The organism is Pseudonocardia sp. Ae717_Ps2 (genome assembly GCF_001932475.1).
GTDB lineage: Bacteria > Actinomycetota > Actinomycetes > Mycobacteriales > Pseudonocardiaceae > Pseudonocardia.
Map to the genome: position 1 here is coordinate 166,418 of NZ_MCIS01000001.1, position 12,080 is coordinate 178,497.

At 73.8% G+C, this 12,080-nt stretch carries 11 protein-coding genes; 5 read left to right on the forward strand and 6 right to left on the reverse strand.

All coding sequences use genetic code 11. The features are described 5' to 3' along the window. Positions 1-5: 5 nt before the first annotated feature. Entirely contained in the window at positions 6-1,208 is a 1,203-nt protein-coding gene (locus tag Ae717Ps2_RS00830; protein ID WP_075308701.1) for an acyl-CoA dehydrogenase family protein, read from the reverse strand. A 117-nt stretch (positions 1,209-1,325) separates the two neighbouring features. Continuing rightward, entirely contained in the window at positions 1,326-2,144 is an 819-nt protein-coding gene (locus tag Ae717Ps2_RS00835) for an SDR family NAD(P)-dependent oxidoreductase (protein ID WP_075308699.1), read from the reverse strand. An 83-nt stretch (positions 2,145-2,227) separates the two neighbouring features. Between Ae717Ps2_RS00835 and Ae717Ps2_RS00840 the strand changes: the two genes are divergently transcribed. Then, positions 2,228-3,145: a LysR family transcriptional regulator gene (locus tag Ae717Ps2_RS00840; RefSeq protein ID WP_075332897.1), complete on the forward strand. Its 918-nt coding sequence runs from the start codon at positions 2,228-2,230 to the stop codon at positions 3,143-3,145. On the opposite strand, the gene Ae717Ps2_RS00845 is transcribed toward Ae717Ps2_RS00840, so the two are convergent. The 3 genes from Ae717Ps2_RS00845 to Ae717Ps2_RS00855 form a co-directional block, all read right to left on the reverse strand. Beyond that, positions 3,135-3,524, reverse strand: a complete 390-nt coding sequence (locus Ae717Ps2_RS00845) for a VOC family protein (RefSeq protein ID WP_020626316.1) — start codon at positions 3,522-3,524, stop codon at positions 3,135-3,137. The genes Ae717Ps2_RS00840 and Ae717Ps2_RS00845 overlap by 11 nt on opposite strands. Positions 3,525-3,553: 29 nt before the next feature. Next, complete coding sequence (gene hrpA / locus Ae717Ps2_RS00850; RefSeq protein ID WP_083695510.1) at positions 3,554-7,963, reverse strand: ATP-dependent RNA helicase HrpA; 4,410 nt, start codon at positions 7,961-7,963, stop codon at positions 3,554-3,556. 249 nt (positions 7,964-8,212) lie between these two features. Next, the gene (locus Ae717Ps2_RS00855; RefSeq protein WP_075308695.1) at positions 8,213-8,686 is read right to left on the reverse strand and encodes a MarR family winged helix-turn-helix transcriptional regulator; all 474 of its coding nucleotides are present in this window, start codon (positions 8,684-8,686) and stop codon (positions 8,213-8,215) included. Between the two features lie 59 nt (positions 8,687-8,745). On the opposite strand from Ae717Ps2_RS00855, the gene Ae717Ps2_RS00860 reads away from it, so the two are divergent. The 4 genes from Ae717Ps2_RS00860 to Ae717Ps2_RS00875 are packed head-to-tail and all read left to right on the forward strand — an operon-like array spanning position 8,746 to position 11,229. Continuing rightward, positions 8,746-9,327: a UbiX family flavin prenyltransferase gene (locus Ae717Ps2_RS00860; protein WP_075308693.1), complete on the forward strand. Its 582-nt coding sequence runs from the start codon at positions 8,746-8,748 to the stop codon at positions 9,325-9,327. After that, positions 9,327-10,760 (forward strand): non-oxidative hydroxyarylic acid decarboxylases subunit C, encoded by a 1,434-nt coding sequence (locus Ae717Ps2_RS00865; RefSeq protein ID WP_075332898.1) that lies wholly within the window; start codon positions 9,327-9,329, stop codon positions 10,758-10,760. Before Ae717Ps2_RS00860 ends, Ae717Ps2_RS00865 begins: the two co-directional genes overlap by 1 nt. Continuing rightward, positions 10,760-10,984: a non-oxidative hydroxyarylic acid decarboxylases subunit D gene (locus Ae717Ps2_RS00870; RefSeq protein WP_020622623.1), complete on the forward strand. Its 225-nt coding sequence runs from the start codon at positions 10,760-10,762 to the stop codon at positions 10,982-10,984. Before Ae717Ps2_RS00865 ends, Ae717Ps2_RS00870 begins: the two co-directional genes overlap by 1 nt. Then, positions 10,981-11,229 (forward strand): hypothetical protein, encoded by a 249-nt coding sequence (locus Ae717Ps2_RS00875; protein ID WP_075308689.1) that lies wholly within the window; start codon positions 10,981-10,983, stop codon positions 11,227-11,229. The genes Ae717Ps2_RS00870 and Ae717Ps2_RS00875 overlap by 4 nt, the downstream gene beginning before the upstream one ends. A gap of 7 nt (positions 11,230-11,236) precedes the next feature. Here the strand turns inward: Ae717Ps2_RS00875 and Ae717Ps2_RS00880 are convergent, their stop codons facing one another. Then, entirely contained in the window at positions 11,237-12,067 is an 831-nt protein-coding gene (locus tag Ae717Ps2_RS00880; protein WP_075308687.1) for a serine hydrolase, read from the reverse strand. Between the last annotated feature and the right edge of the window lie 13 nt (positions 12,068-12,080).

Here is a 12,080-nt window from a genome sequence, read left to right on the forward strand (position 1 = left end):
CGGGATCAGGTGAACGCGCTGATCCCGGTCACGTCGCGGCCCACGATGAGGGTCTGGATCGTCTCGGTGCCCTCGAAGGTGTGGATGGCCTCGATGTCGGCCCAGTGCCGCACGACGTGGTGCTCCAGCAGGATGCCGTTGCCACCCAGCAGGTCCCGTGCCTCGGAGAGGATCTTGCGGGCGGTCCGGGTGTTGTGCATCTTCGCCAGCCCCGCGACGGTCGGGGACAGCTTCCCCGCCTCGGCCAGGCGCGCGGACTGCATGCAGTAGAGCTGCATGCCGGTCAGGTCGGCGAGCATCGCGACGAGCCGCTGCTGCACGATCTGGAAGCTCGCCAGCGGCTTGCCGAACTGCTCGCGTTCCAGGGCGTAGCGCAGGGCGGCGTCGTAGCCGGCGGTCGCGTGGCCCAGTGCCATCCAGGCGCAGGTGCCCCGGGTGGTGGCCAGCACCGCGGCGCAGTCGGCGAACGTCCGGGCCCGCGCCAGCCGGTTCTCCTCCGGCACCCGGACCCCGTCCAGCTCGATGTCGGCCTGCCAGAGCGCCCGCAGCGACACCTTCCCCGGGATGACGGTGGCCCGGTATCCCTCCGCCGGGGTCTCGACGACGAACCCGAGCACCTCCCCGGAGTCGGTGTCGCGCGCCCACACGACCACCAGGTCCGCGACGCTGCCGTTGCCGATCCAGCGCTTGGACCCGCGCAGCACCCAGTGGTCGCCGTCGCGGGTCGCGGTGGTCTCCAGCGCGACCGAGTCCGAGCCGTGCATCGGCTCGGTCAGCGCGAACGCGCCGAGGGAGTCCATGGTCGACATCGACGGCAGCCAGCGCTGCTTCTGCTCCTCCGAGCCGCACATCGCGATCGCCTTCATCGCCAGGCCCGCGTGCACCCCGAGGAACGTGCCGAGCGAGCCGTCGCCGCGGTGCAGCTCCATGTGCACGAGGCCGAGCGCGAGCGGGCTCATCCCGGCCGCCCCGTAGCCCTGGATGTCCTCGCCGACGACCCCGAGCTCCGGCAGCCGCCGGAACAGGTGCCAGGGCAGCTCGGCGCGCTCCCAGTAGTCGTTGATGTCGGGGAGGACCTCGGAGTCGACGAACGTGCGGGTGTCGGCGAAGCGCTGCCACTGCTCGTCGGTGAACTGGTCGCGCACCGAGAAGAAGTCGGTGCCCAGAGCCTCGCCCAGCTCGGTGTACGGGGTGGTCGGTGCGGTCATGATCGCGGGCCCCTCGCCGTCGACGGAGACCTGATCCTCACACCGATCCGCCGACCCCGCCGGATTCGTGCGGTGGCGAACGCATCCGGTTCCGGTGCGGGCGCCGGCCCGCACCGGTCATCCGGCCCGGACCGGCCCGAACGCTTCCAGGGCCACGTCCTGCCAGCGCTCCCATTCCGCGATCTGTGCCAGGTACTGCGCTCGGACGGCCTCGAACGACCGGCCGAAGAACACCCGCAGCGGCGGGTCCTCGGCGTCGACGACGGCGAGCAGCGCGGGGACCGTCGCCTCCGGGTCCCCGACGTCGAAGGTTCCCGCGGAGTCCCGGACGTGGTCGTAGTCCGGCAGCGGCGCGCTGTGCCGGGTGGCGTCGAGCCACCCCGTCGCGTACGGGCCGGGCTCGACGTTCGTGACGCGGATCCCGAGCTCGCGGACCTCGCCGGCGAGGGACTGCGTAAGCCCCTCCACCGCCCACTTCGACGCGTGGTACGCGCCGATCCCGGGGAACGCGCGGACGCCACCCTCGCTCGTCACGGTGACGAGATGTCCGCTGCGCTGGCGGCGGAGGACGGGCAGGGCGGCTTGCAGCACCCACAGTGCGCCGAAGAAGTTGGTCTCCATCTGCGCACGGATCTCGTCCTCGCTCAGCTCCTCGACGGCACCGAAGTGCCCGTACCCCGCGTTGTTCACGACGACGTCGAGCCGGCCGAAGTGCTCGACGGTCCGGCGGACGGCGTCGATCACCGCCGGGCGGTCGGTGACGTCGAGCGAGATCGGGAGCACGGCGTCGCCGTGGGCGGCGACGAGGCCGTCGAGCGTGCGCACGTCCCGCGCCGTCGCGGCGACCCGGTCACCGCGCCGCAGCGCGGCCTCGGCCCACAGGCGCCCGAAGCCCCGCGACGCGCCGGTCAGGAACCACACCTTGTCGTTCGTCATGGGTCCAGCGTGCGTCGCTCCAACACATGCGACAAGCGAGACCTGTGCACAACAGACATGAGCAGAACGCATACCATCGACTCATGGCCGAGCTGACCGTCGCCGGGTTGCGGACCGTGTTCGAGGTGGCCCGGCAGGGCTCGTTCAGCGGCGCGGCGACCGTGCTCGGGTACACGCAGTCGGCGGTGTCCCGGCAGGTCGCGGCCACGGAGGCGGCCGCGGGCTCGGAGCTGTTCGAGCGGTTGCCGCGCGGGGTGCGACCGACGGCCGCCGGTGAGGTCGTCATCCGGCGGGCGGGCCGGGTGCTCGCCGAGCTCGACGGCGCGCTCGAGGAGGTCGCCGGAGTGCGCGACCGCTTCGCCGGGAGTCTCGTGGCGTCGGGGTTCCCGACGGCGACGGCGGTGCTGCTGCCGAGGGCCGTCGCCAGGACGCGTGCCCGGCACCCGGGCCTGCGGGTCGCCCTGCAGGAGGCGGCGAGCCCTGTCCAGGTGCGACGGTTGCGTGCCGGACAGGTGGAGGTGGCGGTGGTCGCGGTGGGCGACGGGCTCCCCGCGCCGGACCTCGACGGCCTGCGTGCCGAGACACTGCACGTCCCCCGTGGCTCGGGAGTCGCCGTCGGCCGGGCGCACCGGCTCGCCGACCGTGACGTGCTCGACGTGGAGGACCTGGTCGGCGAGACCTGGGTGGCCGGAGCGGGCCCGGCCGGCGAGCCGCAGTTCGGCGCGTGGCCGGGCCTGTCCGAGCCGCACATCGGCTACGAGGCGCGCCACTGGGCGACCCGGTTCGGGCTGGTCGCCGCCGGGCTGGCCGTCACCGTGGTGCCCGGCCTCGCCGCGGACTCGGTGCCGCGTGACGTGCGCTGGATCCCGGTGCGCAACCCGGTCGTGCCGGACCGTGCGCTGCTCGCGGTCACCGCCGGCGCGCCGTCGGGCGCGGCCTCGGCTCTCGTGCGGGCGATCCGCGAGGAGGCGGCGGCATTGGGTGCGCCCGCTACTCCTTGACCAGGCAGAACGGGTGCCCGATCGGGTCGAGGAACACCCGGAAGCTCGCCGGCGCGGGCTGGACGTCGTGCTTGCGCGCCCCGATCGCCAGCACCGCGGCCTCCCCGGCGTCGAGGTCGGGCACGACGAAGTCGACGTGTCCGCGCTGCGGGCGCACCTGCCCGGGCCACTCGGGCGGGGTGAACTCCCCCTCGGAGATCTGTTGGAACGCCAGCGTGGCGCCCGCCCCACCCGGGTCGAGCTCGACCCAGTCCGGGTCGGCGTCGGTGGGACCGATCACCGGCCAGCCGGTGATCGCCGAGTAGAACCGGGCGAGCTCCATCGGGTCCGGGCAGTCGAGTGCGAAGAGACGGAACATGGCGATCGGCGCATCGGTCATGGTCGCAGTGTGCCCGCGACCCCCGACAGTCACAGCTCGTCGATCGCCCGCTCGATCCGCCGCACCGACACCGGGTGCCGGGTCTTCATCGGGTGGGCGTAGAGCGAGATGCGCAGCTCCTCGACCATCCAGCCGATCTCCCGCAGCGCCGGCGACGGCTCGGTGCCCTCGGGCAGCGCGGCGAGCAGCCCGCGGTACTCGGCCTCGACCGGAGCGATCTCGGCGGTCCACCGGGCGTCGCGGGCGGGGTCGGCGCGCAGCTTCTCCAGCCGCAGCTCGCAGCCCTGCAGGTAGCGCTTCACGTCGCCGAGCCGGTTCGCGCCGGCGGCGGTGACGAAGCCCGGCGCGGTCAGCCGGCCCACGACCGCCGTCACGTCGGCGACGCCGTCGCGGGTGGCCGGGCCGCGCAGGTCCGCCAGCGCCGCACCCACCCGGTGCCACACCTCCAGCACGCCGCGGACGGCGTCGAGGACCTGCAGCGTCGTCGACGGCAGCCGCATCCGCAGCAGCTCCGCGAGCCGCGCGTACTGCGCCTCGTCGAACGGGTCCCCGCCGCCACGGACCATCAGGTGGTCGGCGGCGGCGGTGGTGCAGTCGTCGAGCAGGGCGTCGAGCGAGCCGTGCGGGTTGCGCGACAGGGCCAGCCGCGCCCGGTTGTCCAGACCGCGCTGCACCTGCTTGCCCGGGTGGGTGGTGTTGCGGAGCAGGAGCCGCCGGGCGCCGCGGTGGTGGGCTGGGTCGCGCTCGGACGCCGTCGCGTACACCCGGACGTCGGCGCTCGTGCCGCGGTCGCGCAGGCCCGGGTAGCCGGTGACCGTGTGCGCGCCGCGCCGGATCGGCAGCTCGCGGGGGAGCTCGCCGATCGTCCACGACGTCAGCCCGGTCGCCTCGACGTCGCTGCCCGCGGCGGCCAGCTCCTCCCGCACCTTCGGGGCGAGGGCGCGGCGCAGCCGGTCCAGGTCGGTGTCGCGGGCCAGCTCGGCACCGGACTCGTCGAGCACCCGGAACGTCACCGTGAGGTGCTCGGGCAGCCGCTCCAGCTCCCAGTCCTCGCGCCGGATGTGCACGTCGCGCATCCGGCCGAGCTCGTCCTCCAGGACGTCCAGCAGCGGGCGTCGGCCGGTCTCGCCGCGCAGCCGGGCCAGCACCGCCTTCGCGTGGTCCGGGGCCGGGGAGAAGTTGCGGCGCAGGTTCCGCGGCAGCGTCCGGATCAACGCGGTGACGAGCTCCTCACGCAGCCCCGGCACCTGCCAGGTGAACGGCGTCGGGTCGACCTGGTTCAGCGCCGCCACCGGCACGTCGACGGTCACACCGTCCTCGTGGTGGCCCGGCTCGGACGCGTAGGACAGCGGCAGCGTCAGCCCGCCCGCCTCGACGTGGTCGGGGTAGTGGTTGCGGTCGACCTGCTTCGCGGCCTCGGTCGCGAGCATCTCCTCGGTGTAGGTCAGCCGGTCCGGGGATCGCTTCGACTCCCGCTTCCACCAGCGGTCGAAGTGCGCACCGGAGACGACGTCGGCGGGAACCCGCTCGTCGTAGAAGGCGAACAGGGTGTCCTCGTCGACGACGAGGTCGCGCCGCCGGGCCCGGTGCTCCAGCTCCTCGACGCTGTCGAGCAGCTCCCGGTTGGCGTGGAAGAACGGGTGCCGGGTTTCCCAGTCGCCCTCGACGAGAGCGTGGCGCAGGAACAGGTCGCGGCTCACCTCGGCGTCGATCCGGCCGTAGGCGACGGTGCGGTCCGCGACCAGCGGCAGCCCGTGCAGGGTGACCCGCTCGGTCGCGACGGCGCTCCCGCGCTTGCGTGACCAGCGCGGTTCCGAATATGTCTTCTTGACGAGATGTTCGGCGAGCGGCTCGATCCAGTCCGGCTGCACCGGTGCGACGGTCCGTGCCCACAATCTCGTCGTCTCGACGAGTTCGGCGGCCATCACCCAGCGCGGGGGCTTGCGCGCCAGCCCCGAGCCGGGCCAGATCGCGAACTTCGCGCCGCGGGCTCCGAGATAGTCCTTCGGCCCCTTCCGCTCCTTCTTCCCGTCTCTGCCGTTCCCCGTGCCCTTCCCTGTGCTCTTCTCGGAGAGCGGGTCCTGCATGCCGACCTGCGACAGCAGACCGGCGAGGACGGACTGGTGGATCCGGTCGGCGTGCCGCGGCCACTCGGGGTCGTGGTCGTTGACCTCCATGCCGGAGCTGCGCGCGGCCTGCCGGAGCTGGCCGTGCAGGTCCCACCACTCGCGCACGCGCAGGTAGTGCAGGAAGTCCTCGCGCAGCTCGCGCCGGAACCGGCTGCCCGACAGCTCGTCGCGGCGCTGCTGCAGGTGGTCCCACAGCCGCAGGAACGCGAGGAAGTCCGAGCCGTCCTCGGCGAAGCGGCGGTGCCGCTCGTCGGCGGCCTGGCGCTGCTCGGTCGGCCGCTCGCGAGGGTCCTGCACGCTCAGCGCGGCCGCGATGACCAGCACCTCGCGCAGGCAGCCGTTGCGGTGCGCCTCGACGAGCATCCGGCCCAGCCGGGGGTCCACCGGCAGCCGCGCCAGTGACTGCCCGACGGCGGTCAGCGAGCGCCGGTCCGGACGCAGCGCACCGAGCTCGTGCAGCAGGTCCAGACCGTCGGCGACGGCGCGCCGGTCCGGCGGCTCGACGAACGGGAACTCCGAGATCTCGCCCAGGTCCAGGGCGATCATCTGCAGCACGACCGACGCCAGGTTGGTCCGCAGGATCTCCGGGTCGGTGAACTCGGGGCGGGCGTCGAAGTCGTCCTCGGCGTACAGCCGGATCGCGATGCCGTCCGAGGTGCGGCCGCAGCGACCGGAGCGTTGGTTCGCCGAGGCCTGGGAGATCTTCTCGATCGGCAGCCGCTGCACCTTGAGGCGGCGCGAGTAGCGCGAGATGCGCGCGGTCCCGGTGTCGACGACGTAGCGGACGCCGGGGACGGTCAGCGAGGTCTCGGCGACGTTGGTGGCCAGCACGACCCGGTTGCCTGCGTGCGGCGCCCACACGCGCTGCTGCTCGGCCGTCGACAGGCGGGCGTAGAGCGGCAGGATCTCGGTGTTCCGCAGGTTGCGCCGCTCCAGTGCCTCGGTGGCCTCCCGGATCTCGCGCTCACCGGGCAGGAACACCAGCACGTCGCCCGGGCCCTCGCGCTGCAGCTCGACGACGGCGTCGCCGATCGCGTCGTCCAGCTGCCGGTCGGGGTCGGCGTCGGGGTCGTCGGGGTCGACGACGGGCCGGTACCGCACCTCCACCGGGAACGTGCGCCCGGAGACCTCGACGATCGGCGCGGGGGTCGGCTCGCCGCTCTCCGAGGCCGTGCCGAAGTGCCGGGCGAAGCGCTCCGGGTCGATCGTCGCGGAGGTGATGACGACCTTGAGGTCGGGACGGCGGGGGAGCAGCCGGGTCAGGTACCCGAGGATGAAGTCGATGTTGAGGCTGCGCTCGTGCGCCTCGTCGATGATCAGCGTGTCGTAGGCCAGCAGGTCCTTGTCCCCGGCCAGCTCGGCCAGCAGGATGCCGTCGGTCATCAGCTTGACCATGGTCGAGTCGCCGACGGCGTCGGTGAACCGGACCTTCCAACCGACCGCCCCGCCGAGCTCGACGCCCAGCTCCTCGGCGATCCGGGTGGCGACGGTGCGCGCGGCGAGCCGCCGCGGCTGGGTGTGCCCGATCATCCCGTGCACACCGCGGCCCAGCTCGAGGCAGATCTTCGGCAGCTGCGTCGTCTTCCCGGAGCCGGTCTCCCCGGCGACGATCACGACCTGGTTGTCGCGGATCGCGTCGGCGATCTCCTCGCGGCGCGCGGAGACCGGCAGCGTCGCGGGGTAGGAGATCCGCGGCAGCGCGGCGCGCCGGCGCGCGACGCGGTGCTCGGCCTTCGCGACGGCGTCGGCGACCCGCTGCTGGGCGCGCCCGTCGCGGGCCCGGTCCAGCCGGCCGCGCAGGCGCTCGGCCTCGGCCGGGCCGAGGGAGTCGAGGCGCTCGCGCAGGGCGGTGAGCTCGGCGTCGTCGAGCGGGGGGAGCGGCGGCTCGGCGTCGCGGCCCCCGCCGGTGCCCCGGCGCGGCCGGCCGGCGTCGGTCTCTGCGGCCGGGGTGGGGCCCGAGGGGTCCGGGCCGTCGCGGTCGGGGCCGCGACGGCCGGGCTGGTCGGGGCCGGGCGCCGTGACGGCAGCGCGCCGACCCCGAGGCCCGCGGCGGCGCTGCGTCGATGCACGGCGGCGCTGCTGATCGCGGGCCGGGACGCCGCGCGCGGCGCCCTCCGTCCCGGGGGCGGCCTGCGCTGCGGCGAGGTCCGATGAGGTGGTCTCGTGTGGAGGTGTGTCCTGCGGGGTGCCGGAGTTCCCGCCGCGCGGCTGGTGCTCGCCCCGGGCGCCGGGTCGGCGGCGGGGTCGGCGCGGTCGGTCGTGCGACGACGGCTGTGCGGAGGTCGGAGACGGGACGGGTTCGCTGGACATCGTTCGTTCAGTCTGCCTGCTCGCCCGGGACCGGGCGCGCGCCGACCATGGTGACCGGCCTCGCAGGCGTCGTCGAATGGATTTCGAGAAGGGGAGGTATGGGGTCCGAACCGGACGCCGGTCGCCTCGCGGCGAGTGGCGCATCGTGGCTCCAGCCGAACGGAACTCCACGGTGGCGGTTATCTATTGCGGCCCGGGGACTCGGTTCGCCCGGCTCGGACAGTCGTTCCAACGGGCGGGGGTCGCGGTTCATTCCCGCCCCGGGTGAGGAATCCCGGACGACTCCCCGTCCCCGTCGGGCTCTGCCGCGGCGAGCCGGGCCAGCAGGTCGCGCAGCCGGGTCCGGTCGGCCCCGTCGAGCGGGGCGAGGAACTCGGCGGCCAGCGCGCGGGCCTCGGTCGCGGCCCCGGCGGCCAGGCGTTCGCCCTCGTCGGTGAGGTGGACCAGCCGACGTCGCTGGTCGGTCTCGGACCGGGTGCGGGTCAGCCAGCCGTTGCGCTCCATCCGGCGCAGCAGCTCGGTGGTGGTGCCCTTGTCGGTCGCCGCGAGCGACCCGAGCGTGACCTGGTCGATCCCGGGCCGGCGGCGCAGCGCGTCGAGCATCGCGTACTGCGGCTTGGTCAGCTGCGGGACGCGTTGCTGCCAGGCCGCGGTGTGGGACTGCAGGACCCGGCGGAGCAGGTGCACGACCGCCTCGTCGGCACCCGGGTTGCGCTCGATCATGCGACGAGTATAGTTCGTATTCAAACAGTTAGTATACGAACTAGTTGGGAGGTGGCCCGGTGCGACTCGTCGTGGGGATCACCGGCGCGACCGGCGCGATCCTCGGGATCCGTCTGCTGGAGGCGCTGCGCGAGGCCGAGGTCGACACGCATCTCGTGCTCTCCAAGTGGGCGCGGGCGACGATCGTCGAGGAGACCGGCTGGACGGTGCCCGAGGTCGAGGCGCTGGCCGGGACCGCACATCCGTTCGGGGACCAGGCCGCGTCGATCTCGTCCGGCTCGTTCCGGACCGACGGGATGGTCGTCGTCCCCTGCTCGATGAAGACGCTCGCGCAGATCCGGCACGGGATCGCCGACGGGCTCGTCGCCCGCGCCGCCGACGTCACGATCAAGGAGGACCGGAAGCTGGTCCTCGTGCCGCGGGAGACCCCGCTGTCGGAGATCCACCTCGAGAACATGCTGGCCCTGCGCCGCACCGGGGTGCGGATCGTCCCGCCGATGCCCGCCTTCTACAACCACCCGGCCGGACTGGACGACGTCGTCGACCACGTCGTCGCACGCATCTGCGACCAGTTCGACCTGCCCGCCCCGCGGGCCCGCCGCTGGACCGGCGGGTCCGCCCGTCAGAGGAGGAGCGCCTGATGGACACCTTCCGCGACTACCTGGCCGAGCTCGAGCGGCACGGCCAGCTCCTGCGCATCGACGACGAGGTGAAGGCCGAGCCCGACCTCGGTGCCGCCGGTGCCGCCGCACCGAAGCTCGGCGACCGAGCCCCCGCGCTGCTGTTCACCGACGTCGCCGGGTTCCGCGACCCGAACATCGTGCTCAACGCGCACGGCTCCTGGGCCAACCACGCCGTCGCGCTCGGGCTGCCGCCGGAGACCCCGGTGCGTGAGCAGGTCGAGGAGTTCGGCCGTCGCTGGGACGCCTTCCCGGTGCCGGTCGAGCGGCGCGCCGACCCGCCGTTCGCGGAGAACACCGTCGCCGGCGAGGCGGTCGACCTGTTCGCGCTGCTGCCGCTGTTCCGCATCAACGCAGGCGACGGCGGCTTCTACATCGACAAGGCCGCCGTCGTCAGCCGCGACCCCGACGACCCGGACTCCTTCGGCAAGCAGAACCTGGGCATCTACCGGATGGAGGTCCAGGGACCGCGCACGCTCGGGCTGCAGCCCGTCCCGCAGCACGACATCGCGCTGCAGCTGCGCCGCGCCGAGGAGCGCGGCGAGGACCTGCCGGTCGCGATCACGCTCGGCAACGAGCCGACGATCCCGCTGGTCGCGGGCATGCCGATCGCCTACGCCGACAGCGAGTACGAGATGGCGGGCGCCCTGCGCGGCTCACCATGCCCGATCGCCACCGGCCCGGAGACCGGGCTCGACGTCCCGTGGGGCTGCGAGATCCTGCTGGAGGGCGTCGTCCTCGGGCGCGAGCGGCACTTCGAGGGCCCGTTCGGCGAGTTCACCGGGCACTACTCCGGCGGCCGGCGCATGCCGCAGATCCGCATCGACCGGGTGTCCTACCGGACCACGCCCTACTTCGAGCACCTCTACATCGGCATGCCGTGGACCGAGTGCGACTACCTCATCGGGCCCAACACCTGCGTCCCGTTGCTCAAGCAGCTGCAGGCCGAGTTCCCCGAGGTGCGCGCGGTCAACGCGATGTACACCCACGGGCTGCTCGCGATCGTCTCGGTCCGCAACCGCTACGGGGGCTTCGCCAAGGCCGTCGGGATGCGGACCATGACCACCCCGCACGGCCTCGGCTACTGCAAGGTCGTGATCTGCGTCGACGACACCGTGGACCCGTTCGACCTGCCCCAGGTCATGTGGGCGCTGTCGACCAAGATGCACCCCGCGCACGACCTGGTGATCCTGCCCGACATGCCGGTGCTGCCGCTGGACCCGGGATCCGACCCGGCCGGCATCACCCACAAGCTGATCATCGATGCCACCACGCCGACCGCCCCGGACGACCGCGGGCACTACTCCCAGCGCGTCGTGCCGCCCGACGACACCGCGGCCTGGGTCGAGCGTCTGGGCCGGCTCGTCGCCGGCGACCGGAAGGAGAACCGCTGATGACCTGCCCCCGCTGCTCCACCGACGGCGCCGCCGTGCTCGCGACCTCCCCGGTCCCCGGGGTGTGGACCGTGCACCGCTGCGGGTTGTGCGGCTTCGTCTGGCGCGACACCGAGCCGCCTGCGGTCCGCGACGCCGCGCACTATCCGGACCGGTTCCGGGTCACCGCCGCCGACGTGGCCGCCGCGGTCGACGTGCCGACCGTGCCGGCGCGCCGGACGTGACCCCGACCCTGATGTGGGAGGCCCGCGCCGCCGACGGCCGCCGCGACGAGCTCCTCGACCACGTGCGCGAGCGGGCCGCCGTCGCGCTGGCCGGTGCGCAGCGCCACGAGCTGTTCGTCGCCGACGGCGGTCGGGTCGTCGTGATCGCGGTCGGGGTGCCGGCCGGGACGACGCTGCCCGAGCCGCCCGGCGAGCTGCTGGCCCGGCCGCCGCACTCCTGGGGCTTCGACCGGGTCGACCCCTGACCTGCCCTCAGCCGGCCGCGAGCGCCGCGAGCACCCCGTCCGTCCACGGCGTCCACGCCTCGACCGCCCACGGCCCGAAGTCGCGGTCGGTCAGGACGACGGCCGCGGCGCCCGCGTCCGGGTCGACCCACAGGAACGTGCCGGACTGCCCGAAGTGCCCGAACGTCCGCGGCGACGAGTGCACCCCGGTCCAGTGCGGGGACTTGCCGTCGCGGATCTCCAGGCCCAGGCCCCAGTCGTTCGGTCGCTGTCGGCCGTAGCCCGGCAGCAGCCCGTCGAGACCGGGGTAGGCGACCGTGGTCGCCTCGGCGACGGTCCGCGGGTCCAGCAGCCGCGGGGCCTGCAGCTCGGCGGCGAAGCGGGTCAGGTCCTCGACGGTCGAGACGGCGCCGGAGCCGGCGGCCCCCTCCAGCCGGGTGTGCCCCATCCCGAGCGGGGTGCAGACGGCCTCGTGCAGGTACTCGGCGAACCCGATGCCGGTCGCGGCCGCGATGGCGTCGGCGAGCACGGCGAAACCGGTGTTGGAGTAGATCCGCTTCTCCCCGGGGGCGGCCTTGACCTCGTCGGTGTCGAACGCCAGGCCGGAGGTGTGCGCGATCAGGTGCCGCACCGTCACACCCTCCGGGCCGGCCGCGTCGTCCCAGTCGACGGCACCCTCCTCGACCGCGACGAGCGCCGCGTAGGCCGAGAGCAGCTTGGTCACCGACGCCAGCGCGAACTCGCGGTCGACGTCGCCCGCAGTGGCGAGCACCGTGCCGTCCGCGGCGACGACGGCGGCGCCCACGTGGTCGACCGGCCAGTCCAGGACCCGGCGCACCGCCGGGGCGAGCTCGGTCACGACTCGAGGTGCG